Consider the following 24,512-nt stretch of genomic DNA (forward strand, 5'->3'; position numbering starts at 1 on the left):
GGACGAGGGCGGGACGGTCAGTCGGCGTCGGTGGAGGAGCCGAGGAGCTCGCGGACGCGGCTGGAGACGCGGTGGAACTCCTCCGTCTCCAGAACATCGGCGTAGCCGCGGCGGGCCGGGAGGTCGACACGGTGCTCCTCCAGGATCCGCCCGGGGCGCGGCCCCATCACGATGACGCGACTGGCGAGGTAGACCGCCTCCGCGACCGAGTGGGTCACGAGCAGCACGGTCGTGCCGGTGGCGCTCCAGATCCGGTTGAGCTCGACGTTCATACGCTCGCGCGTGAGGGCGTCGAGGGCACCGAAGGGCTCATCCATGAGCAGCACCCGCGGCTCGTGCAGCAGGGCGCGGCACAGCGACACCCGCTGCTGCATGCCACCGGAGAGCTCGTGCGGCAGTGACTTCTCGAAGCCGGTGAGACCGGTCATCTCGATGAGCTCGTCGGCACGGGCCTGGGCCTTGCGCATGTCCATCCCGCGCATCTCGGCCTGCAGGAGGATGTTGCCGCGGACGCTGCGCCATTCCAGAAGCGCCGCCCGCTGGAACACGTAGCCGATATCCTGCCGCGGACCGCGGACCTCGTCGCCGCGCAGGCGGATGCTGCCGCGGCTCGGAGCGGTGAGTCCGGCGACCGCCTTCAGGAGCGTCGACTTGCCGCATCCCGAGGGCCCGGCGATCGAGAGGAACTCCCCCTCCTCGACGCGCAGGTCGACGCCCTCGAGAGCCGTGACCTGGCGCCGCTTGGAGGCGAAGGTGATCGCGAGATCCGAGACCTCGAGCGCCGGAGCGGTGCTCGTGGCCGCGGGTCCGCGTTCCTGCTGAACGTGGGTATCCATGACGATCGGTCTCACTTCCCGGGGGTGAAGGCGTCGTCGAAGTAGGTCTCCACGTCGCCGTCGCCCGAGATGAGCCCGGCCTCGGACAGCACCTCCAGCGTGGACTCCCAGTCCTCGATGGCGTTCGCGCCGGGAGCCTGGCCCTCGGTGGCGTCGGTGTGGAGCAGCTCGATGGTCTCCTCCCACTGGTGCAGCAGCACCTCCTGCGACGGCATCTGCGGGTCCTTGCCCTCCATCGCGGCCACCGCCGCCTCAGGGTCCTCCTGCGCGGCCTCGAAGGCCTCGGAGGTCGCCGCGACCAGCGCCTCGACGAGCTCCGGGTCGTTCTCGATGGTGTCGGTGGGCGCGATGAGACCGTTGCTGAAGAAGTTCAGGCCGGCGTCGGAGTAGCGCAGGTACTCGACGTCCTTGCCGCTCTTGTCGGCGATGGTCGGACCCTGGTCGTGCGCGAAGCCGATGAGGCCGTCGACCTTGCCCGAGAGCATGGCGGCGATCTTGCCCGCGGCGTCGAGGTTCTGCTGCGTCACATCGCCCTCCTCCAGGCCCACGGCCTCGAGGTACATCGGGAAGGTCGTGGTCGGGGCGTCGCCCGCGGAGACCGCGATGGTCTTGCCCTTGAGGTCTTCCGGGCTGGAGATGCCGGAGTCGGCGAAGACCTGCACGGCCGACGGCGTGGTCTGCAGGAAGACGCCGACGCTCTTGATGCCGACGCCCTTGTCGATGTTCGCGAGGACGGCGGGGGTGTCCGCCCAGCCGAAGTCGACCTGCCCCTGCCCGACGGCCTGCGCGGTCTTCGTCGAGCCCTGGCCGGCCTTGATCGTGAGGTCGATGCCGTGCTCCTCGAAGATGCCCTGGTCGACGCCGTAGTAGAACGCGGCGTGCTCGCCGTACGGGTACCAGTTGAGCATGAGGGTGACCGGCGTGAGCTCGCCGCCGTCACCGTCGCCAGAGCTCGCCGGGGCCGTCGATCCTCCGCAGCCGGAGAGGGCGAGCACCGCGGCGGACGCGAGGGCGATCGAGCTGAGGATGGTGCCTGACTTCTTCATCAGTGCCTTCTTTCGTGGGGGCGAGGGGGGTCAGAGTCGAACGGTGGCCGCGGCGACGTCGCGCTTGGAGGCGTGCCACGGGATGAGGAAGCGCTCGGCGATCTGGATGATGCCGAAGAGGATGACGCCGAGCAGCGACATGATGATGAGCGCGGCGAAGAGCATCGCGGTGTCGAGGTTGCCGTTGGCCTGGAGGATCACGTAGCCGAGGCCCTCGTTCGCGCCGACGAACTCGCCGACGACGGCACCGGTGACCGCGAGCGTCGCGGCGACCTTGAGGCCGGAGAGGAGCTCGGGCAGAGCCGCGGGCAGCCGCACCTTGAGGAAGGTCTTGAAGCGGCTGGCTCCCATGGTCGACGCGAGCTGGAGGATCTCCGGGTCGACGGTGCGCAGACCCGCGAGGCCCGAGATGACGACAGGGAAGAACGCCATGAGCACCGCCACGAGGATCTTCGGCTCCGCCCCGAACCCGAGCCAGACGACGAACAGCGGGGCGATGGCGATCTTCGGGATGACCTGCGCGAAGAGGATGACGGGATAGAGCGTCTGCTCCAGGCCTCGCGAGTAGACCATGAGCACCGCGACGAGGACGCCGACGACGACCGCGATGACGAACCCGATCACGGTCTCGTAGGTGGTGACCCAGGTGTTCTGCGCAAGGTAGGCGGCGTTGTCGGTGAAGGCGGCCCAGGTGTCGGCCGGCGACGGGATGATGAAGGCCGGCACCCAACCGAGGCTCGTGGAGACCCACCAGAGCGCGAGTACCGCGAGCACGAAGACGAGCGGGTGCCAATGGCGGCTCCACCAGCGGACGATGCCCGGAGGCTCGGGACGATCGGCGGCCAGCGCCAGGGTCATGGTCGCGGAGGGGGCAGACGACATGGGGTCCTCGACATCTTCGTGAAGGATTCGGGAAAGCGCATTCCCGTTCGGTGTTGCGAGTCTATGCCGACGGTTCTGCCGTGTCAACGCATGGCCGTGTCCCCGCCGTCGTCGCCCCCACGGGCGGGGCGTCCGGGCCGGTCACCGCGTCCGCGCGAGAGCCGCGCCCGCGACCCGGAGCCAGCGTGCGGGATCGGTCAGGGCGGCGGTCGTCGACCCCGCCAGCGCGGTCAACGACACCGCCTCCGCGAACAGGCTCGTGTCCGCATCCTCCGCGATCCGTCCTGCGGCGAGCAGCGGTCGCGCCCCCGCCTCCGCCGCGAGCGCGGCGAGGAACGACGGCACCTTCCCGTCGCCTGACTGTCCGTCGTAGGATCCCTCGCCGGTGATCACGACGTCGGCACCACGGACGGCTCCGGCCAGATCGATGAGCGCGGCCACCTCGGCCGCCCCCGGGGCGAGGACCCCGCCCCAGCGCACGAGAGCGGCGCCCGTCCCGCCGGCGGCCCCCGTGCCCGGCAGCTCCGGGTCGACGGGCAGGAGGACGGCGAGATGGGCGAGCGCGTCGTCGACACGGGCGATGTCCTCCGGCGCCGTGAGGCCCTTCTGCGGGCCGAACACCGCTGCCGCGCCGCGCGGGCCGGTGAGCGGATTCGTGACATCGGTCAGCACGCGGACATCCGACGCCCCACGCAGGGCCCCGAGCTCCGCCGTGACGATGTCCGCCAGACCACGCGCGCCCCGCGCCACCGGTTCGCCGTCCGCGTCGAGGAAACGTGCCCCGAGGGCGGTGAGCAGGCCGGTGCCCCCGTCGGTGGAGGCGCTGGAGCCGATGCCGAGGATCAGGCGCGAGACGCCGTGATCGAGCGCTGCAGCGATCGCCTGGCCGAAGCCGGTCGTGTCGGCATCCCCGGGGCGCAGACCGTCGAGGAGCTCGATGCCCGAGGTCGAGGCGATGTCGACGACGCCGGTGCCGCCCGGGGCGTCGGTCGTGCTCGGCAGGAGCAGCCACGACGTCTCGACGGGAGCACCCGCCGGACCGTCGACCGTGACCGGCATCCACTGTGCATCCGGTACGGCCGTCGCGAACGCCGCGACGGTCCCCTCCCCGCCGTCGGCCATCGGACGGAGCACGATGTCCGCAGCCGGCTCGACCTCCCGCCAGCCGTCGGCGAGCGCCGCAGCGGCCTCCGCCGCCGTGATCGTGCCCTTGAAGCTGTCCGGCGCGATGACGACCCGGGTCATGCCCCGAGCCCCGGGGTGCTCGCGCGTACGACCACCTCGAGCGGGAGCGTCGGCTGCTGCCAGTCCTCGTCGACGATCGCGCGGAAGGCCTGATAGCCGGCGTCGCTCAGCGGCACGCAGACCGTGGTGAGGGCCGGCGTGACGTCGCGGCTCGAGGGCACGTCGTCGAAGCCGCAGACCGCGATGTCCGTGCCGACCTCACGGCCCGCTGCACGGATGGCCGCCATCGCGCCGATCGCGACGACGTCGCTGATGCCGAACACGACGGTACCCGCGGGGACACCGGTGGCGAGGGCTTCGGTCATCGCCGCCGCCCCGGACTCCCGACGGAAGTCACCGCGGACGGTCTGCGCGACCTCTCCGCCGCCCTCCGCGAATCCGGCCCGGAATCCCGCCAGCCGGTCGTCCGAGGTGCGCACGCCCTCCGCCGCCCCGACGAGTACCGCCGAGCGGTATCCGAGTTCTGCCATGCGACGGCCGAGCGCGGCGGCCCCGGCCCGGTTGTCGATCTCCACCCGGCGGTCGCCGTCGCCGTCCGCGCCGAACGCGACGACGCGGCCGCCGAGGCGGGTGAACTCGGCGAGCTCGCGAGCGGTCTCGGCCTGCCCCTCCTCCTGCGTCCGCGAGGCGGCGAGGATGAGGCCCTGCGGACGCTGTCCGCGCAGCGCCCGGACGATGCGCGCCTCCCGCGCCGGGTCGCGCTCGGTGATGGCCACGGTCACGACGAGCCCCTGTTCGTCGGCACCCCGGGCGACGCCCGAGGCGATGAGGCCGAAGTAGGGGTCGGCGATGTCCGCGACGAGGAGCGCGATCACCGGTGAGCGTCCGCGGGCGGTCGCCTGCGCGGAGACGTTGGCCGTGTAGCCGAGGGCTTCGGCGGCGGCCTCCACCCGCTCCCGGAAGGGCGCCGCGACCTTGCGTTCGGAACCGTTGAGCACGCGGGAGGCGGTCGCCAGGGACACTCCGGCCTCAAGTGCGACGTCGTGCAGCGTGGGTGCCGGTCCCCGGGCGTGACGGGGGCGACGCGCGGCCGGCGGCTCTGCCGGAGTGGCGGACGGGGTCATGCTCCGAGCCTACCGACGGGAACGGAACCGCTTCGAGGGGCGCTCACGGCTGCCGCCCGAGAAACCCGAGGAGGACGGCGGCTTCCCCGGCGAGGAGCTCCGGGGCGTCGTCGGGCACGAACTCCAGCAGCGCGTCGCGCGGCGGGTGCGCGGAGGCGGCGGCGTCCGCGAAGAACCGGGTCCACAGTGCGGACCGCGAGCGGAGCGGGTGGCGCTCGGTGCGCGGCCACCAGGAGAAGACATGAGCGGCGGAGACATGCGGGCCGAGCCGGCGGAACTCCTCGAGCGCCACGGGGACGGGGGCGCCGACCGTGGGCTGCCAGTACGTCGACAGCATCGGGTGGTCGACCTCGTGCAGCAGCTCGAGGGTGGCCGGGGCGGTGTCGGCGAGCGTGCCGCCGTGGAACTCCAGGGCGAGTCCGATGCCCCGGGCGCCCGCTTCGACCGCCGCCGCGCGGAGCCGCGTCACGACGCGGGCACGCTCGTCCGCGGACACCTCCGCCGAGCCGTGTTCACCGGCCCACACCCGTACCCGGTCAGCCCCCAGGGCCGCAGCACTGTCGAGGATCGCGGTGAGCGACTCCTCCGGACCGGCGCGGAAGTACGACCCGTAGGACGCGACGGCGAGCCCGGCATCCGTGGTCATCCGCGCGACCTCCGCCCCGCGGTCGACATCGCCCGGCGGCACATGCACGTCTCCGCCCCACTCGATCACGTCGAGACCCGCGGCGGCCGCGAGCGCGACGATCCTCTCCGGCGGCAGGGCACGGAACGTCACCGAGCACAGCCCCGCACGGATCCCCGTCATCCCGTCATCCTCTCAGTCCTGCCGTTCTTCTGGGTCGGACGTCCCGGCCCCTTCCATCCCCGTGTCGAGTCCCACCTGCACGACCTCGTCCCGCCCGCACGACCGGAACCCGTGTCTGACCCTGCAGACGGACCCGAGTCGTGCAGATGTCCCCGGTCGATCCGACACACGACGACCGAGACCGGGATCGAGACCGGGACCGGGACACGGTCGGGGACGGGGACGAACTCCCTCGTCGAGTCCCACCTGCACGACCTCGTCCCGCCTGCACGACCGGAACCCAGGTCTGACCCTGCAGACGGACCCGAGTCGTGCAAGTGCCCCCGGTCGATCCGACACACGACGACCGGCACGCGACGACCGAGACCGGGACGGATGCACGACCTGAGCACGACGGGACGACCGACACCCGGGAACGGGTCGTGCATCCGGGACGGGGTCGTGCATCCGGAACCATGACCGGACCGGACCCGGACCATGTCCGGAACCGATCCGGAACCTCGGTGAGGACGGGACGGGGCCGGGACTCACAGGTGGGGCGCGACCGCCGTCGCGAAGGCCTCGGCCGTGCGGCGGACCACACGAACCGGGTCGTCGGCCCAGACGTCGGCGTGGAAGATCTCCACCTCGATGTCACGGTCGTAGCCGGTGTCCTGCACGGCCCGGGTGAGGGGTGCGAAATCGATCACCCCGTCCCCCGGATAGTGCCGGGAGAGGAGGGGGTCAGCGGCGAGGGGGGTCTTCCAGTCGCACACCTGGTACGTGGCGATGCGGCCCTCGCGTCCGGCCCTGGCGATCTGGTCGAGCACCTGCGGATCCCACCAGATGTGAAACGTGTCGACGGCGGCTCCGACCACGGCAGGGTCGAAGTCCGCGGCGATGTCGAGCGCCTGACCGAGGGTGGAGACCACCGCGCGGTCGGAGGCGTACATCGGATGCAGCGGCTCGATCGCGAGGGTGACCCCGGCGGCTCGAGCGTCGTCCGCGAGGGCGCCGATGGCGTCGCGGACACGCTCGCGCGCCCCGCGGAGGTCGCGCGACCCCTCGGGCAGACCCCCGGCCACGAGGACCAGCACTGCGGTCGAGCCCTCCGCACCGGCCGCCGCGAGGGTGGCAGCCTCCTCGATCGCCCGGCGGTTGTCGTCGAGCGCGGCTTCGCGCTCCGGACCGACGGGCAGCGTGAAGAAGCCCCCGCGGCAGTGCGTCGTGAAGCGCAGGCCGGAATCGGTCAGCATGCGGGCGGCGACATCGAGGCCCACCTCCTGCACGGGTTCCCGCCACAGGCCGATGGCCTCGACCCCCGCCGCCGCCGTGACACGCAGGGCCGTCGCGAGATCCGCGTGCTTCACGGTGGCCTGGTTGATCGAGAGCCGCGGGTGCGGCACGGTCCCGACGCCAGCCGCCCGGGATTCGCGCTCCGCCGCCAGGCTCCGCGAGGCGGTCATGCGTCCACCCCGTTCAGCCGGAGCAGGCCGTGCCAGCGCTCCCGCGCGAGCTCCGGCCGCTCCAGGGCGAGCGCCCCGTTGGCCAGCTCGACGATGCGGCTGAGGTGCGGCAGGCTCCGCGCGGAGTGGAGCCCCCCGACCATCTGGAACGCCGGCTGATGACCGTTGAGCCAGGACAGGAAGGCGACCCCGGTCTTGTAATAGAAGGTCGGTGCCGCGAACACCTGTCGGCTCAGCTCCTCCGTCGGTCCGAGGAGGGCGAGGTACCGCTCGGGGTCTTCCGCGTCGAGCGCCTGGATCGCGGCGGAGGCCACCGGGGCGAGAGCGGCGAACGCGCCGAGCAGCGCATCCGAGTGGCCGCGTGACGCGGACCCCTCGGGCGCGGCCGCATCGGTCAGACTGTCCCCGCCGATGAGGCCGACGTAGTGGAAGTCGTCGCCGGTGAACATGCGCACGCCCTCCGGCAGCCGCTCGCGGACCCAGACCTCGGACTCCGCGTCGAGCAGACTCATCTTCACGCCGGCGACCGCGGCGCGGTTCTCGCCGATGATGTCGAGCAGCACCTCGGCGGCCTCCTGCCACGCGGGACCGCCGCTCCCCCCGGAGGACGAGGGCGCGAAGTACCCCGCCAGCTCCGGATCGAACGCGGTGCCGAGCCAGTGGAGCACGACGGGGACCGATGCGCGGGAGAGCACCTCCCGGTACACGCGGCGGTAGTCGTCCGCGCTCTCCGCGACCCTGGCCAGGTGCCGCGAGGCCATGAGCACCGGCCCCGCCCCCTGCTCCTCGGCGAAGTGCAGCTGCTCGAGATAGGCGGCGATCACCTGATCGAGCGGGATGCGCGCCTCCTCGATGTGGTCGGTGTTGACCCCGACCACGACCGCGCCGCCCTCCTCGCGGGCGACCTCCGCACTGCGGGTGATGAGCTCGCGCACCGCCGTCGCATCCAGACCCATGTTGCGCTGCGCGGTGTCCATCGCGTCGGCCACGCCGAGTCCCCACGAGTACACGTTGCGGCGGAACGCGAGCGTCGCGTCCCAGTCGATGTCGGCCGGCTGCCCCGGGGTGTTGTCCGCGTACGCCTTCGGAACGACGTGCGCGGCGGCGTAGGCCACCCGGCTGCGGAGCGGGCCCTGCGGCCGCGTGACGGCGTCGGCCTCCCGGAGCTCCGTGTCGGCGGTGCGGCCGTCGGCGGCGAGCAGGCGGAGCGTGGTCATGCCCGGTCCAGGGTCAGCGGCTCGAGCACGATCTTGCGCCCCTCGGCACTGGACGCGAGTCCGGCCTCGGCGAACTGGACCCCGCGCGCGCCGGCGAGCAGGTCGAACGGATAGTCCGTGCCGAGGACGAAAGAGGTGAGGTACTCCTCCCACTGCTGCCGGAAGCCGTTCTGGAACACGTCGTTCGTCGGCACCTGCTGCCAGTCGGCGTCGTAGTCGTGGCTGTCCTCCAGGTCGGGGTTCCACACGGGCTTGGGCGTGGCGTTGCGCGGCTGGATCTTGGCGCCGAACAGCCCCACGACGGCGGAGCCGTGCGTGCCGTCGACCTGGAACTCCACGAGCTCGTCACGGTTCACCCGCACGGTCCACGAGGAGTTGATCTCGGCGATCGCCCCGCCGTCGAGCTCGAAGATGCCGTAGGCGGCATCCTCGGCCGTGGCCGTGTAGTGCTCGCCCTTCTCGTCCCAGCGGTCGGCGATGTGCACGGCGGCCTGGGCGTAGACGCTCTTGACCTCGCCGAAGAGGTTCTCCAGCACGTAGTTCCAGTGCGGGAACATGTCGGTGATGATGCCACCGCCGTCCTCCGTGCGGTAGTTCCAGCTCGGACGCTGCGCGGGCTGCCAGTCACCCTCGAACACCCAGTAGCCGAACTCGCCGCGGACGGAGAGGATGCGGCCGAAGAAGCCGGAGTCGATGAGGCGCTTGAGCTTCTGCAGCCCCGGGAGGTAGAGCTTGTCGTGGACGACGCCGGTCTTCACACCGGCGTCGCGCGCCAGCCGCGCGAGCTCCAGGGCCTCGTCCAGCGACTCGGCGGTGGGCTTCTCGGTGTAGATCGCCTTGCCGGCGGCGATGGCCTTGCGGATCGCGGACGCCCGGGCCTTCGTGACGAGGAAGTCGGCGTAGATCTCCCATCGCGGGTCGGCGAGGGCGGCGTCGAGGTCGGTCGTCCAGTCCTCGATGCCGTGCTTCGCGGCCAGTTCGGCGAGTTTGGCCTCGCTGCGTCCGACGAGGATCGGCCGCACGGTCACGCGCGTGCCGTCCGGGAGCTCGATCCCGCCCTCGTCGCGGATCGCGAGGATCGACCGCACCAGGTGCTGCCGGTATCCCATGCGCCCGGAGACGCCGTTCATGATGATCCCGATCTCGCGGGTGGGGGCCTGTGCCATCTCGGTCCGTTCCTCTCGGTGGAAGCTGTCGGCGCTGACAGGAGAATCTTGGTAAGCGCTTTCCGAGATCATGGCATGAGACGCACGACCTCGCAACCGCCCCTAGTGCGGAGGGGCCGTGCTGGCGCGCACGTGCAGCGCCGGAGCCACCTCCACGCGCTCCGCGGGCCGGTTCGGGCCCTCGCGCAGGCGGTCGCGGATGAGCTCGACCGCACGGCGCCCGACATGCTGCTTGGGCGGCCGCAGCGCGGTGAGCGGCGGAGACCCGTGCTCGGCGACCTCATCGTCGTAGGCGATGAGCGAGAGGTCGTCGGGCAGCCGCCAGCCCGCGTCCTGCAGATGCTGCTGGAGCAGGAGCGCCTGCGGGTCGGAGTGCACGAGCAGCGCCGTCGCCCCCGTCTCACGGATCTCGGCGAGCAGCGCCGAGACCACCTCCGCCTGCGCCGATCCCTCCATCCGGTCCAGGGCCGTGTCGCGGTCCACCGACACCGTGAGCCCGAGCTCGGCGACGGCCCGCGACCAGCCCTGCCGCAGCCCGGCGGAGGTCGGTGACTGCGGAGAGGTGAGGATCCCGACCCGCCGGTGTCCGAGTGCGGCGAGGTGCCCGGCGGCGAGCGCGCCCCCGAACGCGTGGTCGGTCGCCACGGTCTGCATCCGGGTGAGGGCGAGAGCGGGCGGGGTCCGGCGCTCCACGAGCACGACCGGCACCGGGAGCGTGTCCAGCCAGGAGAGCAGCGCGTGCCCGTCGGCACCCTGCGTCTCGGGGGCCACGATCAGCCCGTGCACCGTCCCGGAGTCCAGGAGCGCCGCGATCTGGCGGCGTTGGTCCTGCGCGGCGTAGCTGGCCCCGCGGAGCACGAGCTGCACCCCCGCCTCCGCCCCGGCACTCCGGGCGCCGACGACGACCTGCGGCCAGTAGTAGCTCAGCGACGGCACCACCATCCCGATGCGGAACTGCGGCCCGGGGAGGGCGGCCCGCGCGACGGTCGTGTCCAGCGTGCTCCGCAGCACCGCTCCGCCGTGCACCCTGGTCAGCAGCCCGCGGTCCGCCAGCATCGTGATGTCGCGGCGGATGGTGAGCTCCGCCACCCCGAAGTCGCGGGCGAGATCGGCCACGCGCACCGCCCCCGTGCGGCGCAGTTCGTCCAGGATCCGTTCCCGGCGGGAGAGGCCGAAACGCGGGGTCGGGCGCTCCTCGCTCATGCCGCCCTCCCCTGCAGCTCCCAGCGCTCCGGACGGTCGAGCGGTGCGAAGAGCACGCGCGAGACCACCGGCCCCCACGAACGCTCGAGGAGCGCATCGTCCACGGCCCTGCTCTCGACGACGACGTCCGCCGGATCGTGGGCGATACGCAGACCCCGCTTCCCATCCGGACCCGGGAGGAGGACGCCGGCACCGTGCACCTCGGGCGTCCCCGCGCACACGAGCACGAGGCGGGTCGCCGGGTCGGCGAGGGCCGGACTCTCGTCGCGCACGGTCACCGCGCCGCCGCGCAGCAGCACCGTCCGCAGCCACGGGTCGCCGCCGGGGAACGCCGCACCGAGGTCGAGGGTCCAGCCGTCGCTCCGCGCCTGCACCGCGGCCCGCCAGGCGCCGCCGGGCTGTTGCTCGCGCCCGCGGACCAGCGGCGTGGAGTGCCAGCCGCTGGTGACGTGCCACAGGCGGTAACGGGCATCCGAGAAGGTCGCCGCGGTGTACGTCGCTCGACCGACGTCGATCACGACCGGAACGCCGTCGACCGCGATCGCGACCGCGCCGAGGTCGTTGTGGTTGTGGTTCTCGTCGTTGCGACCGCCCTTGACGACGACCGCGAGCCCCCGCGGATCGCCGCTCCGCTCGCGGCGCAGTCCCACGCCGAGGGAGGTGAACTCGACGCGTCCGGGCAGGGGCGCAGGCCCCGGACGCGCCGCATGCCAGTCGGTGTCGAACAGCTCGGCCAGCGTCCGGCCGAGACCGGCGACGACATCCGCCTCGTCTCCGATGACGCGCCCCGGACGGCGGTGCCGCGCGGCGAACGCGGCAGTCACCTCCAGACCGCACAGGACGGCGGCCCGGTGGAGCACGGACCACGGAAGGGCCTCCCCCGTGCGCGCCTCCGCATCCGAGAAGCTCGCCACCCACCCCTCCCCGAGCTGCACGCGCTCCGGGAAGAGGGCGAGCTCGCGCAGCCCGGCGAGGCGTCCGTCCTGGATCGCGGCGGCCACCGCACCGGCGGTGAGCGCGTCGAGGAGGCCGAGCGCATCGAACGCCCGCCCCGCTCCCTGCCACCAGTAGGCGAAGCCCTCGTCGATGCCGCCGTCGGCGGGAAGCTGGGCGAGATAGCGATCGAGGCCGTCGATGCTGAGGGCGAGCACCCGCGCACGCAGCGGCTCGTCCGCGAAGGCGAGCGCTGCCGGCAGCAGATTGCCGTGGATCCACGGCGCCCAGTTGTGCACGCGTTCCTCCGACCCCTCCCATGCCCACTCGCGGCGGTCGACGAACGGGCGCAGCACCCGGCGGACCGTCTCGTCCCGTACCCGTGCGACCAGACCGGGGGCGTGCGCGTCGAGATCCTCGCCGAGCACCAGCACCGCCCACCCCGCCAGCGCCGCCGCCTCCCCCGCACCGAGGTCGAGGACGGGGCGCTCGATGTCGGGCACACGGCGCCCGCGGGCGAAGGCGTCGTCGTGAGCAGGCCAGCACCAGGTCGACTGCTCGGCCAGGAGCCACAGGCCGTCCGCGACCTCGTCCAGCCGCTCGGCCACCGGGTCGACGGCAGCGGCCAGGACGGCGCGGCGGAGCCTGAGGTCGCGGCGGAAGACCGCCCCCTCCCAGCCGGCGCGGTCACCGGTGCGGGCGTAGGCGGCCCACTGCGAGAGGAGCGGCTGTGCCCAGGCGGTGCGACGCTCGCCGTCCGCCGCCGCCAGGATCGTCGCGCGGAGTTCGGGCGCCACGGACGTCCATGCCTCCCGGTCGGTGCTCGGCGGCACGACGGGCCGATCGACGGCGCCGTGCTCGCGCCACAGATCGCTCAGGGTGCCGCGGGGGATCAGCATCCGGTTCTCGCCTTCGTTGTTCGAGTGTGTTCGATCAGCAGGGTTTCAGTTCGATCACGTTGCCTGCACTCGAACGCACAGTCTTCACTGGAACCGCGCGCTTCGGCAAGCGCATACCCGAGATACCCGGAGACCCATGACCCCTCGACCAGTCGTCCTCGCCGCCCTCTCGACGGAGGCGTGGGACCTCGTGTTCGACGACGCGCGGCGCGCCCGCCTGCAGACCCTCGCCGCGCCCGGCGGTCCGCTGCACGCCCCCGCTCTCGACGCCCCGGCGCTGGACGACCGCCTCGCCGCCGTGGAGGTGCTGGTGACGGGCTGGGGCGCTCCGGTCCTGGACGCGCCCCTGCTCGATCGGCTCCCCCGGCTGCGCGCGGTGTTCCATGCGGCAGGGAGCGTGCGCGGCCTCGTGTCCGACGCGTTCTGGGAGCGCGACATCCTGCTCACCTCGGCCGCCGAGGCCAACGCGGCCCCCGTCGCGGAGTACACGCTCGCGATGATCCTGCTCTCCGGCAAGCGCGCCCTCCTCCCGCTCCGTACCGCCGACGCACAGCACGACCTGCGCGTCGGCCCCCGCGCCGGGGGCCGCATCGGCAACCTCGACCGCACGGTGGGCATCGTCGGGTTCTCCCGCATCGGGCGCCGCGTCGTCGACCTGCTGCGCCCCTTCCCCGGCCTCGAGGTGCTCGTCGCCGACCCGTACGCGGACCCCGAGGAGGTGGCCGCGGCCGGCGCCCGGCTCGTCCCGCTCGACGCCCTGCTCCCCGCCGTCGATCTGCTCTCCCTGCACGCACCGGCCCTGCCCGCGACGCGGGGGATGATCGGCAGCGCGCAGCTCGCCGCCCTGCGTGACGGCGCCACCGTGCTCAACACCGCCCGCGGAGCCCTCCTCGACCACGACGCCCTGCGCGTGGAGTGCGCCTCCGGTCGCCTCGATGCGATCCTCGACGTCACCGACCCGGAGCCGCTTCCGCCCGACCACCCGCTGCTGCGCCTGCCGAACGTCGCGGTGACCCCGCACCTCGCCGGCTCCCTCGGCACCGAGGCACACCGGCTGGCCGACGCCGCCCTCGACGAGCTGGAAGCGTGGGTGGCCGGTCGTCCGCCTCGACACCCCGTGCACCGCGCCGACCTCGCGCACAGCGCATGACACTCCTCGCGCTGCCTCCCGAGGACCGCGCGCTCTCCCCGCACACGGGATGGACGCGTGCGCACCTGGTGGCGGTTGCCGACGCGATCCTCGACGGGGCCGCCCGTCACGCGAGCCCGGCGGGCGCGGGCATCCGCTACCCCGGCTCCTCCGGTGGCTTCGGCTCCGCGGTCGATGCGCTCGAGGGATTCAGCCGCACGTTCCTGTTGGCCGCGTTCCGCATCGCCGGCGACCCGCTCGGCACGGAGTCGCTGGCCGACCGGTACGCCCGAGGCCTCGCTGCGGGGGTCGACCCCGACGGTGCCGAGCGGTGGCCGCGCCCCGATGAGGTCGACCAGGCGAAGGTCGAGGCGGCGGCGCTCGCGCTGGGCCTTCACCTCACGCGCGACACGGTGTGGGCGCGCCTCGACGACACGGCGCGGACCCACACCGTGGACTACCTCGCGACGTTCGTCGGCGGCAGCTACCCGCCGAACAACTGGGCGTGGTTCCGGGTGCTCGTCGAGCAGTTCCTGGAGAGTGTCGGCGGGCCAATCTCCGCCGCGGACCGCGCCGCCGATCTCGCACTCCTCGACGGCTTCGAACGCGCGGGCGGCTGGAGCGCCGACGGCGCCGCCCGGTCGTTCGACCACTACGCCGGCTGGGCGCTGTCCTTCTATCCGCTGCTCTGGGCGGACATGGTCGGCGCGGAGCCGCGGCATACGGATCGGGTCGCCCGGTACCGCCGCCGGCTCGACGCGTTCCTCGACGACGCCCTGCATCTCGTCGGCGCCGACGGCGGACCGCTCATCCAGGGGCGCAGCCTCACCTACCGCTTCGCGACGGCCGCTGCGGCCGGGGCCGCGGCGTTCTCCGGCACCTCGCGGCATGACCCCGGCCTCCTGCGCCGGGCGGTGAACGGTCAGGTCCGGCACTTCACCGCCCGCGGTGCGCCGGATGCGACCGGAGTGCTGTCCCTCGGCTGGCACGGCGCCTGGCGCCCGCTCGCCCAGGACTACTCCGGCCCCGGCTCCCCGTACTGGGCGGCGAAGGGTCTCCTGCCGCTCGCCCTCCCCGCCACGCATCCGTTCTGGACTGCCGTCGAACAGCCCCTGCCGATCGATCGGGGGCCGTTCACCCGCGTCCTCCTCGCCCCGGGGTGGCTGGCGACGGGCACCCCGGACGGCATCGTGCGCGTCGTCAACCAGGGCACCGACCACCGCACCTCCGGTGCGTTCCAGCCCGATGCTCCCCTGTACGCGAAGCTCGGGTACAGCACCGCGACCGCCCCCGTTCTCGCCGGCCCGGGGGCACGCGACCCGCTCGACGGCACGGTCGCCGTGGTGCGCGGGGGCCGAGCGAGCCACCGCTCCGGCTTCCTGACGGGGCGCCTGAGGGAGACGGACGGCACGGCGCTCGGCGGTTCCTCCGGCCCCGCGCACTGGCACGACGGCGTCCGCATGGGGTTCGACGTCGGCGGAGGCGGCACGGCCGTCGAGACCACGGTCGGCCCGGTGGTCGATGTGGTGTCGGCGGTGCGCGGACCGTGGGAGGTGCGGCTCGTGCGGGTCCGGGCGGGCGCAGGGCCGGACGGAGCGATCCACGACGGCGACGTCCTCCGCATCGGCGGATGGGCCCTGTCCGCCGCCACCGTCGTCGAGACCGGCCCCGCGGCCGTCACCGCCGCCCTCACCCCCGGCGGGGAGACGCAGAGCCGGGTGGTGGGCCTCCACGGCCTCGACGACGCGACCGCGGGGGTCCGGCGGGAGCGGGACGTGACCCCGCTCGGCCCGGAGACCGTCACCCCCTGGCTCTCCGCGCCGGTGCGACCCGACACCTGGATCGCGGTCGGCGTGCTGCTCGGGGGCTCGCCCGTTCCACCGGAACTCGATCTGCAGGGAGGGGAGGCGACGGTGTCGTGGCCGGACGGCGCCGCGACGACCTTTCGCCCGGGCGAGCAGCTGCCCCGCGGATGAGCGTCAGCGGTGTGCCGTGCTCGCCCGCTCCACGAGCCGGGTCGGCACCACCACGGGCGCGGCGCGGTCTGTCGCCGTCGCGTCGCCCTCCACGGCCGCGATGAGCGCCGTGACCGCTTGCTGCGCGAGCGCCGGGAAGTCCTGCCGGACGGTCGTGAGCGGCGGGAGGAAGTTCGCCGCCTCGGGGATGTCGTCGAAGCCGACCACGCTGACGTCCGACGGAACCGCGCGCCCGGACTCCGCCACCGCCCGCAGCAGCCCGAGCGCCATCTGATCGTTGGCGCAGAACACCGCGGTCGCGCCTAGAGCCGCGCCCGCGGCGAAGCCCGACTCCGCGCTCCAGTCGCCGCGCACGACCGGCGGTGGCACGGCGCCGGCATCCGCCAGGGCCTCGCGCCAGCCCCGCTCGCGCTCGGCCGCGGCGAACGAGCCCGCCGGTCCCGCGAGGTGGTGGACGGTCTCGTGCCCGAGATCGAGCAGGTGGCGGGTGGCGGCCTGCGCTCCCGCGGCATGATCGCTGTGCACCACGGCCGCTCCGGCGCCGGCGGGGGCATCCACGACGACGAGGTGCAGCTCCGGCGGCAGGGTCGCGGCGGCGACGAGCGCGGAGGCCTCGTTCAGCACGAGAGCCCCGTCCACGCCCTGATCGGCGAGCCGGGCGAACGCGGCCTCCACGCCGTCCGCGGCCGTGACGACGGTGAGCGCGTATCCACGATCCGCCGCCGCTTCGGCCGTGGCCTGCAGCATCCGGGAGTTGCCGACCGTGGCCAGAGTGGTCACGACGAGGCCGAGGGTGTGGCTGCGCCCGGTGCGCAGAGCCCGCGCCGCCCGGTGCGGTCGGTAGCCGAGCTCGGCCATGGCGGCTTCGACCCGCGCCCGGGTCTGCGGGTCGACCCGGGGGCTGCCGTTGACGACGCGGGAGACCGTCTGTCCGGAGACGCCGGCGCGCGCCGCGACGGTGGCCATGGACACGCGCGCGGCCGTCGTGGGCTTCTCGGCCACGGGAACCTCCGTTCACAACTCCGTCGTGTTGACGTTAGCACGCGGCCGTGCCTACCATGTTGACGTGAACACGCCCGCATCCCCGGAGGTCCCCACGGAGCGTCTCGGCGCCGGTGTCGTCAAGCGCCCGACCACCCTCGCCGACGGCCGCGACCTCATCTACTACGACGACCCGGACACCACTCTCGGTGCCGAGCGGTCGGTCGACGCCCGCACCCTGGCCCCGCGGCCGGACACCGCGACCATGCGGCTCGACGTGCTCACGGGCGACTGGATCACCGTCGCCGCCAACCGCCAGAACCGCGTCATGATGCCGGGAGCCGACGCCGACCCGCTCGCGCCGCAGACGCCGGGGAATCCGTCCGAGGTGCCGTCCCGGTACGACGTGGCCGTGTTCGAGAACCGCTCCCCCGCGTTCGGCCCCGCCCTCGCCGAGCCGGTCGGCACCGCCCCCAGGGCGACGAACCCCCCGCGCGGCCTCGACGACCTCGCGGCCCTCGGACTCGGGCGCACCCGTACCGCGGTCGGCCGCTGCGAGGTCGTGTGCTTCAGCCCCGAGCACTCCGGCTCCTTCGGGACGCAGACCGTGACCCGCGCCCGCACCGTGATCGAGGCCTGGGCCGACCGCACCGCCGCCCTGTCCGCCCTCCCCGGCATCCAGCAGGTCTTCCCGTTCGAGAACCGCGGCGAGGCGATCGGCGTCACGCTCCCCCACCCGCACGGCCAGATCTACGCGTACCCCTACGTGACCCCGCGCACCGCCCGGGTGCTGGACGCGGTCGACCGCACCGCGCCCGACCTCTTCGCCCGCATCCTCGCCGAGGAGCAGGCGTCCGAACGGGTGGTATTCCGCGGCGAGCACTGGACGGCGTTCGTGCCCTTCGCGGCGCGGTGGCCGCTCGAGGTGCACCTCATGCCGCATCGGCACGTGCCGGACCTCGCCGAGACCACGGCGGAGGAGCGCGACGAGCTCGCCCCGCTCTACCTCCGCCTCCTCCGCGGTGTCGACGCGCTCTATGACAGCCCGACGCCGTACATCGCCGCCTGGCACCAGGCTCCGGTCCACGTCGGCCGCGACACCGTGCGCCTGCACCTGCAGCTCACGAGCCCGCGCCGCGCCGCCGACAAGCTCAAGTTCCTCGCAGGTTCCGAGGCCGCGATGTGGGCGTGGGCCGCCGAGGTCGCGCCCGAGCAGGGCGCCGCCCGACTCCGCGAAGCGATCGCCCGCACCGATCAGGAAGCCTCCGCATGACCTCCGCACACGACGCCGCCGCCGAGCTCTTCGCCGCCCTCGCCGGGCGCACCCCGGACGGCGTCTGGTCGGCGCCGGGACGCGTGAACCTCATCGGCGAGCACACCGACTACAACGACGGCTTCGTGCTCCCGTTCGCCATCCCGCAGCGGACGGTCGCCGCGGTCGGTCGCCGCGCCGACGGCCGGCTCCGCGTCGCCTCGACCTTCGCGGACGAGCCGGTGGAAGTGGCCCTCGACGAGCTGGACCGCCTCTTCCCCACCCCACCCGGGACGGAGCCCGCGGTGCCGGAGTGGGCCGCCTACCCGCTGGGCGTCGCCTGGGCGCTCCGTGCAGCGGCCGGCATGACCGCGGTCTCCGGCCTGGACATCGCGATCGCCTCCGACGTCCCGGTCGGTGCCGGTCTCTCGTCGTCCGCCGCGATCGAGGGCGCGACGGCCGCGGCACTGAACGAGCTCTGGGGCACCGATCTCGACGCCGTGGCCCTCGCCCGCGTCGGGCGGACGGCGGAGAACGAGGCCGTGGGCGCGCCCACCGGGATCATGGACCAGATGGCCTCGATGCTCGGCGAGCCCGACGCCGCGATCTTCCTCGACTGCCGCTCCCTCGCCGCCGAGGTCGTGCCGCTGGGCATGGCCGATGCCGGACTCGCGGTGCTCGTGATGGACACCCGTGTCACGCACGCGCACTCCACCGGCGGCTACCGGGAGCGCCGCGCCGCGTGCGAGCGCGGGGCCGCGATCCTCGGCGTGCCGGCGCTGCGCGACGTCGCGGTGGCCGACCTCGCCCGTGCCGAGAGCCTGATGGACGACGTGACCTTCCGCCGCGTGCGGCACATCGTCACGGAGAATCAGCGCGTGCAGGACACCGTCGCGACCCTGCGCACCGCGGGCGCGCGCGGCATCGGCGACCTCCTCGTCGCCTCCCACGCGTCCATGCGCGACGATTTCGAGATCTCGACGCCCGAGCTCGACGCCGCCGTGGAGACCGCCCTCACGTCGGGCGCGGTGGGTGCGCGCATGACCGGCGGCGGGTTCGGGGGCGCAGCGATCGCCCTCGTCGACCGCGACGCCGTGCCCCACCTCGCCGACGCGGTGCGGGGGCGGTTCGCTGCCGAGGGCTTCGTCGCCCCGCACCTGTTCGAGGTCAGCCCGTCCGCAGGTCCGCGCCGCGACGCCTGACACAATGAAGGGTCGAGCCGCCACCGCCGCGGCAGGAGAGGAACGCATGTCCTGGATCGTCACCGGCGGCGCCGGCTACATCGGTGCCCACGTCGTCCGCGCCCTCGCGGAGGCCGGCCTCTCCCCCGTCGTGCTGGACGACCTCTCCAGCGGTCTGGCCTCCTTCGTGCCGGAGGGCGTGCCGTTCGTGCAGGGCAGCATCCTCGACCGCGCCCTGGTCGAGGAGACGCTGCGCACGCACGAGGCGGAGGGCGTGATCCACGTGGCGGGCTACAAGTACGCCGGCGTCTCGGTCCAGCGCCCGTTGCACACCTACGCCCAGAACGTCGAGGGCACGCGGATCATCCTGGAGGCGATGGCGGCGGCGGGCGTCGCGAACATCGTCTTCTCCTCGTCGGCCGCCGTGTTCGGCACCCCGAACGTGTCGCTCGTCGTCGAGGACACCGCCAAGAAGCCCGCGAGCCCGTACGGCGAGTCCAAGCTCATCGGCGAATGGCTGCTCCGTGACCAGGCGATCGCCACCGCCGACTCCGACCGCCCGCTGCGCCACACCTCGCTGCGGTACTTCAACGTGGTCGGCTCGGCCGACCCGACGGTCTACGACGTCAGCCCGCACAACCTCTTCCCCATCGTCTTCGAGGCGCTGATCGAGGGCCGCACCCCCAAGATCTTCGGCGACGACTACGACACCCCTGACGGCACGAACGTCCGCGACTACGTGCATGTCGGCGACATCGCCGCCGCCCACGTCAGCGCAGCGCAGCGCCTGGCCTCGGGCGCTCCGATCGAGCCCGCGTACAACCTCGGCTCCGGCGACGGCCTCAGCGTGAAGCAGATCATGGATGCGGTCGCCCGCGTCACCGGCATCGACTTCACCCCGGAAATCGGCCCGCGCCGCCCCGGCGACCCGGATCGGATCGTGGCGACCGGCGAACTCGCGGCCCGCGACCTCGACTGGACCATGCGCTACACGGTTGACGAGATGGTGCGCACGGGCTGGGAGGCCCGCCGCGCCGCCGGCTGACCTCAGACGTCGCGCGTGCGCAGAGGGTAGAGCCAGAAGCACAGCCACCCAACGGCGGTGAACGCCAGCGGGATGACCGCCAGCATGAGCCGGATGCCGCCGTCGACGGCCTCCGGCTGCGCGTCGCCGAGCTCGGCGTCGAAGCCGGTCGCGGTCAACACGGCCGCGGCGACGATCGCCTGGAGGACGACGGAGCCGCGGACGACGAAGCCGTTCACGCCGAAGTAGGCGCCCTCGCGGCGGTGGCCCGTGCGATGCGCATCGTCGTCGATGATCTGGGCGAGCACGACCTCGAGGAGCTGCAGCAGCCCGCCGACGCCGACGCCGACCGCGATGCCGACGAGAGCCGCCGCCCCCACGGACGTCGGGATGAGGTAGCCGAGCACCGCGACCCCGAACACCCCGACGCTCCACAGCAGCGCCGTGCGTGGGGAGGTGCGCCGGACCACCGCGCTCCACAGCACGATCGACGGGATCGCCGTGAGGAAGATGGCGCCGAGAAGGAGGCTCCCCTCGCCCTCGGCCGCCCCCAGCGAGTAGCGGACGTAGAACGGGACGGCGGCGAGGATCACGGCGATCGAGGTCTGCACGCAGAGCGAGCCCAGCACGTACGGCACGAAGGCGCGGTTGCGGAACGTGTAGACGAGCTGGTCCCGCCAGCGCATCGCCTCGGAGGCGGCCTCCGGCACCCGGCGCTCGATCATCCCGCCGAGGAACGACCAGGCGAGCAGCACGAGACAGACGCCGGACAGCACGAGCGCCATCCCCGGCCAGCCGATCGCGTCGTAGAGCGCGGGGGCGCCGGCCGTGCCGAGCACCATGCCGAGGATCGCGAAGATCTGCCGCGGCACGTTCCCGCGGGCGCGCTCCTCCGTGGTCCGGAAGATCTCCGGGAACAGCGCGGAGATGTTCAGCACCACCACGACGAAGGCGATGTCGTAGACCGCGACGACCACGAGGAACCAGACGATGAGCCCGGCCGCCGGGAGCGCGGGCGGCATCCAGACGAGGGCGAAGGCCACGACGAGCGGCACGATGCCCAGCCCGATCCACGGGATGCGGCGGCCCCACGGCGTGCGGATCCGGTCGGAGAGCGCCCCGACGACCGGGTTGAGTGCCGCGTTGAGGATGCCGTGCGCGATCATCGCCGCCGCCACCCACCCCGCGGGGACGGCGAGGTGCGAGACGTAGAAGTACACGACGAATGCCGAGAAGGTCTGCGTCATCAGCTGCGTCGGGAACCCTGAGGCCCCGAAGGCGATGGTCTGGGCGCGGGTAGGAGCGGCGTCGAGCCGGCGGTCGCGCAGCCGTTCGCCGAGCGCCGTCACCGGGCGTCTCCGCGCTGCAGGTCCCGCAGCGCGCGCCAGCCGACGCGGACCAGGCCCTCCTCGGCGATCGTCTGCTGCACGAGAGGGTCGTCGAGCAGCCGCAGCTCGTAGCCGCGCTTGGCCGCCGCGAAGTCCACCGCCGCGCGCAGCTCCTCGCCGTCGGCCATCGGATGCAGGTAGATCTCGGTGACCCCGGGCGGGACGGCGCGCAGCACCGCGAGGAAGCCGTCTCGGACCTGCTCGTACGACTCCTCGTCGGCGGTGCCCTCGCCGCGCAGCTCGAACGGGTGCGTCCACAGCCGGTCGACGATCTCCACGCCGAACGCATCGGCCACCGCTGCGGCCTCGGTGAGCTTCGCCTGCAGCATCGGATCGGCGTCCGCCCCCTCCATCTCGCGGGGCAGGCGGAAGGGGAGGCCGTGCCGGGCGGCGAGCTCGAAGACGGCGCGCAGGAAGTCCCGGCCGGTCAGCAGCCCGTAGACGGATCCCATGTGGTTGTCGAGGTGGGTCACGTCGACGCCGGCATCGAGCGCGGTCTGCAGCTGGGCGGCGATCTCGGCCGCGACGTCCTCTTCGGAGGCGTGCTGCTCCACCGTCGCGACGTCGGCGGGGAAGAAGCCGTCGGCACCGACCAGGGTCGAGGCGCCGGTGAGCGGGCGCCATCGGTACCGGCGCCACTCGCTCGTGAGCACGAGGTGCACGCCCACGTCGAGGTCCGGGTGCGCGGCGGCGAAGGCGAGCGCTTCCGGGGACCACGCGCAGGGCACCATCACCGTCGCCGAGTCGATCCGGCCGCGCACGAGGAGACCGGAGATCGCGGCGTTGGCGGCATGGCACATCCCGAAGTCGTCGGCGTTGAGGATGACCGCCCTGGCACCGGACGGCAGTCCGAGTCGGTCGGCGAGGGCGGAGGAGGCGGTCATGGCGTGTCCTGTCGGGCGGGCGGTCAGCGGCCGGCGGCGGCTGCGCGGGCGGGGGTGAGGATCCGGGTGAAGACGTCGGCACGGAGCGCGGAGGCCGCCTCCCCGACGGCTCCGACGAGCGGCGCCTCCGGACCGAACGCCGAGGCGAGGAACCGGAGCGGCAGCTGCGCGGAGAACTCGTCCGCGACCCGCTCGATCGCGTCCAGGAGCGCCGGGTGCACCGCCTCCCCGCCGAGGATGAAGGCCTCGGGATCGAGCACGAGGGCGACGCTGCCCGCCGCGAGGAAGAGCCGCCGTCCGATCTCTGCGACGAGGGCCTGCGCCGCCTCGTCGCCGTGCCGCGCCGCCTCCAGGTGGGCGAGGAACGGCGCGTCGACATCCAGTCCGAGGCCGAGGGCGAGGTCGCGCACCACCGTGGCGCCCGCGACCGGGGCGCCGATGGGCACCGGCGTCTGCGGAAGGTACATGACCTCGCCCGCCACGCCGGAGAACCCGCGGTGCAGCGCCCCGTCAATCACGATGCCGGCGCCGAGGTCGTCGTCGAGCAGCAGGAGCGCGAAGCTCGCGAGGTCGATGCCGACGCCGGTGGTCGACTCGGCGAGGGCGGCGAGGTTGACGTCGTTCTCGACGCGGACCGGGCAGTCGAGGGCGGCCGCGAGAGCCGCGCGGAATGCGCCGCCGTCCGGCCCCTGGTCGTCGCGGATCGCGCCGTCGGCGGCCACGATCCCGGGCACTCCGACGACGGCGAGGTGGAGCGCGCCCTTCACGGACCGGCGGCAGGCCGCGACGAGGGCGGCGATGTGCGCGACGCGGTCTTCGCCCGCGGGGAAGGCTCCGTGCCGCTCGGCTCTGACGGTGCCAGTCGCGTCGACGAAGACGACGTGGGCCGCGTGATGGTCCACGTGCACGGCGGCCGCGAAGCCGAGGGCGGGGTGCAGCGCGACGCGGCCGGCCGCCGGTCCGCGGGTGTCGCGGTCGACCCCGGCCGCGGTGACGGCTCCCGCGGTGTCGAGCATCCGCAGCACCTGGGTCACGGCCGTGCGGGAGAGGCCGGTCGCCGCCATGAGCTCGGCCCGAGTCTGCGGTCCGCTCCGGGCGAGGCGCTCCAGGATCGCGCGGCCGTTGAGTGTACGGAGCAGGGTCTGCGGTCCTGCGAGGGGTCGTGACATGCGGCGGAACCTCGGGGGGTCGATTCTCGTGCGGAGTCGGTGCCCGCCAGCCTGCCACATCGCGTCGCACCCGTCGACCCGTCCTCTCCGGCTGTGTCACCTGCACGCCCCGGGCACGGCCACACGACGGAACACGGGTTTCGGTCCCGCAGACGTACCCGGGTCGTGCAGGTGTGCCCGGGTGTCGGAGGAGGAAGGGACGGGAGGGGACGGAAGGACGTCGGGGGGTCCGCATAGGGTGGAGGGATGACGCCCCTGGTGATCCGAGACGCCGTCGCCGACGATGCCGAGGCCGTGGCCGGAGTGCATGTGCGCTCGTGGCAGGCGGCCTACGAGGGCCTCATCGACCAGGAGGTGCTGGACGGGTTGTCCGTCTCGGAGCGGGCCGACGGGTGGCGCCGCATCTTCGCCGACCCGCTGCCCACGAGCCTCGGGACCCTGGTGGCCGAGCGCGACGGCACCGTCGTCGGCTGGGCGTCGTTCGGCTCCGGCCGCGACCCCGACGGCCTGGACGACGCCGAGCTGTACGGCATCTACGCCGACCCGACCGCGTGGTCGACGGGGGCGGGGCACGCCCTCCTCGACGCCGCCGAGCAGCGTATGATCGACGCCGGCCACACCCGCGCCTACCTCTGGGTGCTCGACGGCAACGACCGGGCCGACGGCTTCTACGCCCGGCACGGGTGGGAGCTCGACGGAGCCACGAAGATCGATCAGCGCCCGCAGTTCACGCTCCGCGAGCACCGCCGCGTCAAGCACCTCGCCCCGCGCTGAAGCGGTCCCG

The 24,512-nt window shown here is 73.4% G+C and carries 21 protein-coding genes; 6 read left to right on the forward strand and 15 right to left on the reverse strand.

Annotated features, from left to right (window positions below):
- Window positions 1-17: 17 nt before the first annotated feature.
- From BV453_RS00710 to BV453_RS00760, 11 genes are all read right to left on the reverse strand, one after another.
- The gene (locus BV453_RS00710; protein WP_060922883.1) at window positions 18-836 is read right to left on the reverse strand and encodes an ABC transporter ATP-binding protein; all 819 of its coding nucleotides are present in this window, start codon (window positions 834-836) and stop codon (window positions 18-20) included.
- 11 nt (window positions 837-847) lie between these two features.
- On the reverse strand, window positions 848-1,882 hold the full coding sequence (locus BV453_RS00715) for an ABC transporter substrate-binding protein (RefSeq protein WP_249520608.1): 1,035 nt from the start codon (window positions 1,880-1,882) through the stop codon (window positions 848-850).
- Window positions 1,883-1,912: 30 nt separating this feature from the next.
- Entirely contained in the window at window positions 1,913-2,764 is an 852-nt protein-coding gene (locus BV453_RS00720; RefSeq protein ID WP_025105461.1) for an ABC transporter permease, read from the reverse strand.
- A 141-nt stretch (window positions 2,765-2,905) separates the two neighbouring features.
- Window positions 2,906-4,009, reverse strand: a complete 1,104-nt coding sequence (locus BV453_RS00725; protein WP_249520609.1) for a glycerate kinase — start codon at window positions 4,007-4,009, stop codon at window positions 2,906-2,908.
- A complete protein-coding gene (locus tag BV453_RS00730; RefSeq protein ID WP_249520610.1) occupies window positions 4,006-5,073 on the reverse strand; it encodes a LacI family DNA-binding transcriptional regulator in 1,068 nt (355 codons plus the stop codon). The genes BV453_RS00725 and BV453_RS00730 overlap by 4 nt, the downstream gene beginning before the upstream one ends.
- 43 nt (window positions 5,074-5,116) lie before the next feature.
- A complete protein-coding gene (locus BV453_RS00735; RefSeq protein ID WP_249520611.1) occupies window positions 5,117-5,881 on the reverse strand; it encodes a sugar phosphate isomerase/epimerase in 765 nt (254 codons plus the stop codon).
- A gap of 527 nt (window positions 5,882-6,408) precedes the next feature.
- Window positions 6,409-7,326 carry a sugar phosphate isomerase/epimerase gene (locus BV453_RS00740; protein ID WP_249520612.1) on the reverse strand — a complete coding sequence of 306 codons (918 nt, stop codon included), beginning with the start codon at window positions 7,324-7,326 and terminating at the stop codon, window positions 6,409-6,411.
- Complete coding sequence (locus BV453_RS00745; protein WP_085605950.1) at window positions 7,323-8,543, reverse strand: DUF993 family protein; 1,221 nt, start codon at window positions 8,541-8,543, stop codon at window positions 7,323-7,325. The genes BV453_RS00740 and BV453_RS00745 overlap by 4 nt, the downstream gene beginning before the upstream one ends.
- Complete coding sequence (locus BV453_RS00750; RefSeq protein ID WP_085605948.1) at window positions 8,540-9,709, reverse strand: Gfo/Idh/MocA family protein; 1,170 nt, start codon at window positions 9,707-9,709, stop codon at window positions 8,540-8,542. The genes BV453_RS00745 and BV453_RS00750 overlap by 4 nt, the downstream gene beginning before the upstream one ends.
- A 102-nt stretch (window positions 9,710-9,811) precedes the next feature.
- The gene (locus tag BV453_RS00755) at window positions 9,812-10,912 is read right to left on the reverse strand and encodes a substrate-binding domain-containing protein (protein WP_249520613.1); all 1,101 of its coding nucleotides are present in this window, start codon (window positions 10,910-10,912) and stop codon (window positions 9,812-9,814) included.
- Window positions 10,909-12,744, reverse strand: a complete 1,836-nt coding sequence (locus BV453_RS00760) for a heparinase II/III family protein (protein WP_249520614.1) — start codon at window positions 12,742-12,744, stop codon at window positions 10,909-10,911. Before BV453_RS00760 ends, BV453_RS00755 begins: the two co-directional genes overlap by 4 nt.
- A 136-nt stretch (window positions 12,745-12,880) precedes the next feature.
- On the opposite strand from BV453_RS00760, the gene BV453_RS00765 reads away from it, so the two are divergent.
- Both BV453_RS00765 and BV453_RS00770 read left to right on the forward strand, forming a co-directional pair.
- Window positions 12,881-13,894: a hydroxyacid dehydrogenase gene (locus BV453_RS00765; RefSeq protein ID WP_249520615.1), complete on the forward strand. Its 1,014-nt coding sequence runs from the start codon at window positions 12,881-12,883 to the stop codon at window positions 13,892-13,894.
- A complete protein-coding gene (locus BV453_RS00770) occupies window positions 13,891-15,849 on the forward strand; it encodes a DUF2264 domain-containing protein (protein ID WP_249520616.1) in 1,959 nt (652 codons plus the stop codon). Before BV453_RS00765 ends, BV453_RS00770 begins: the two co-directional genes overlap by 4 nt.
- A 3-nt stretch (window positions 15,850-15,852) precedes the next feature.
- On the opposite strand, the gene BV453_RS00775 is transcribed toward BV453_RS00770, so the two are convergent.
- On the reverse strand, window positions 15,853-16,815 hold the full coding sequence (locus BV453_RS00775; protein ID WP_249520620.1) for a LacI family DNA-binding transcriptional regulator: 963 nt from the start codon (window positions 16,813-16,815) through the stop codon (window positions 15,853-15,855).
- Window positions 16,816-16,915: 100 nt separating this feature from the next.
- On the opposite strand from BV453_RS00775, the gene galT reads away from it, so the two are divergent.
- The 3 genes from galT to galE are packed head-to-tail and all read left to right on the forward strand — an operon-like array spanning window position 16,916 to window position 20,308.
- Window positions 16,916-18,103 (forward strand): galactose-1-phosphate uridylyltransferase, encoded by a 1,188-nt coding sequence (gene galT, locus BV453_RS00780; protein ID WP_249520617.1) that lies wholly within the window; start codon window positions 16,916-16,918, stop codon window positions 18,101-18,103.
- Window positions 18,100-19,284, forward strand: a complete 1,185-nt coding sequence (gene galK / locus BV453_RS00785) for a galactokinase (RefSeq protein ID WP_126894468.1) — start codon at window positions 18,100-18,102, stop codon at window positions 19,282-19,284. Before galT ends, galK begins: the two co-directional genes overlap by 4 nt.
- Before the next feature lie 46 nt (window positions 19,285-19,330).
- Entirely contained in the window at window positions 19,331-20,308 is a 978-nt protein-coding gene (galE, locus tag BV453_RS00790) for a UDP-glucose 4-epimerase GalE (RefSeq protein ID WP_249520618.1), read from the forward strand.
- A 2-nt stretch (window positions 20,309-20,310) separates the two neighbouring features.
- Here galE and BV453_RS00795 read toward each other — a convergent pair whose 3' ends face one another.
- From BV453_RS00795 to BV453_RS00805, 3 genes are read right to left on the reverse strand one after another with little or no spacing between them, the layout of a single operon-like run.
- The gene (locus tag BV453_RS00795) at window positions 20,311-21,636 is read right to left on the reverse strand and encodes an MFS transporter (RefSeq protein ID WP_126894470.1); all 1,326 of its coding nucleotides are present in this window, start codon (window positions 21,634-21,636) and stop codon (window positions 20,311-20,313) included.
- Entirely contained in the window at window positions 21,633-22,559 is a 927-nt protein-coding gene (locus BV453_RS00800) for a polysaccharide deacetylase family protein (protein WP_126894471.1), read from the reverse strand. The genes BV453_RS00795 and BV453_RS00800 overlap by 4 nt, the downstream gene beginning before the upstream one ends.
- 23 nt (window positions 22,560-22,582) lie before the next feature.
- Entirely contained in the window at window positions 22,583-23,728 is a 1,146-nt protein-coding gene (locus BV453_RS00805; protein ID WP_126894472.1) for an ROK family transcriptional regulator, read from the reverse strand.
- A 246-nt stretch (window positions 23,729-23,974) separates the two neighbouring features.
- Between BV453_RS00805 and BV453_RS00810 the strand changes: the two genes are divergently transcribed.
- Complete coding sequence (locus BV453_RS00810) at window positions 23,975-24,502, forward strand: GNAT family N-acetyltransferase (protein WP_025105443.1); 528 nt, start codon at window positions 23,975-23,977, stop codon at window positions 24,500-24,502.
- Window positions 24,503-24,512 lie beyond the last annotated feature (10 nt).

Source organism: Microbacterium sp. ER1 (genome assembly GCF_023383675.1).
Taxonomy (GTDB): Bacteria; Actinomycetota; Actinomycetes; order Actinomycetales; family Microbacteriaceae; genus Microbacterium.

What these genes read in the sequence shown, in the direction of transcription:
- BV453_RS00710 (WP_060922883.1), bottom strand. Translation starts at nt 836, where the DNA reads ATGGATACCCACGTTCAGCAGGAACGCGGACCCGCGGCCACGAGCACC.
- BV453_RS00715 (WP_249520608.1), bottom strand. Translation starts at nt 1,882, where the DNA reads ATGAAGAAGTCAGGCACCATCCTCAGCTCGATCGCCCTCGCGTCCGCC.
- BV453_RS00720 (WP_025105461.1), bottom strand. Translation starts at nt 2,764, where the DNA reads ATGTCGTCTGCCCCCTCCGCGACCATGACCCTGGCGCTGGCCGCCGAT.
- BV453_RS00725 (WP_249520609.1), bottom strand. Translation starts at nt 4,009, where the DNA reads ATGACCCGGGTCGTCATCGCGCCGGACAGCTTCAAGGGCACGATCACG.
- BV453_RS00730 (WP_249520610.1), bottom strand. Translation starts at nt 5,073, where the DNA reads ATGACCCCGTCCGCCACTCCGGCAGAGCCGCCGGCCGCGCGTCGCCCC.
- BV453_RS00735 (WP_249520611.1), bottom strand. Translation starts at nt 5,881, where the DNA reads ATGACGGGGATCCGTGCGGGGCTGTGCTCGGTGACGTTCCGTGCCCTG.
- BV453_RS00740 (WP_249520612.1), bottom strand. Translation starts at nt 7,326, where the DNA reads ATGACCGCCTCGCGGAGCCTGGCGGCGGAGCGCGAATCCCGGGCGGCT.
- BV453_RS00745 (WP_085605950.1), bottom strand. Translation starts at nt 8,543, where the DNA reads ATGACCACGCTCCGCCTGCTCGCCGCCGACGGCCGCACCGCCGACACG.
- BV453_RS00750 (WP_085605948.1), bottom strand. Translation starts at nt 9,709, where the DNA reads ATGGCACAGGCCCCCACCCGCGAGATCGGGATCATCATGAACGGCGTC.
- BV453_RS00755 (WP_249520613.1), bottom strand. Translation starts at nt 10,912, where the DNA reads ATGAGCGAGGAGCGCCCGACCCCGCGTTTCGGCCTCTCCCGCCGGGAA.
- BV453_RS00760 (WP_249520614.1), bottom strand. Translation starts at nt 12,744, where the DNA reads ATGCTGATCCCCCGCGGCACCCTGAGCGATCTGTGGCGCGAGCACGGC.
- BV453_RS00765 (WP_249520615.1), top strand. Translation starts at nt 12,881, where the DNA reads ATGACCCCTCGACCAGTCGTCCTCGCCGCCCTCTCGACGGAGGCGTGG.
- BV453_RS00770 (WP_249520616.1), top strand. Translation starts at nt 13,891, where the DNA reads ATGACACTCCTCGCGCTGCCTCCCGAGGACCGCGCGCTCTCCCCGCAC.
- BV453_RS00775 (WP_249520620.1), bottom strand. Translation starts at nt 16,815, where the DNA reads ATGGCCACCGTCGCGGCGCGCGCCGGCGTCTCCGGACAGACGGTCTCC.
- galK (WP_126894468.1), top strand. Translation starts at nt 18,100, where the DNA reads ATGACCTCCGCACACGACGCCGCCGCCGAGCTCTTCGCCGCCCTCGCC.
- galE (WP_249520618.1), top strand. Translation starts at nt 19,331, where the DNA reads ATGTCCTGGATCGTCACCGGCGGCGCCGGCTACATCGGTGCCCACGTC.
- BV453_RS00800 (WP_126894471.1), bottom strand. Translation starts at nt 22,559, where the DNA reads ATGACCGCCTCCTCCGCCCTCGCCGACCGACTCGGACTGCCGTCCGGT.
- BV453_RS00805 (WP_126894472.1), bottom strand. Translation starts at nt 23,728, where the DNA reads ATGTCACGACCCCTCGCAGGACCGCAGACCCTGCTCCGTACACTCAAC.
- BV453_RS00810 (WP_025105443.1), top strand. Translation starts at nt 23,975, where the DNA reads ATGACGCCCCTGGTGATCCGAGACGCCGTCGCCGACGATGCCGAGGCC.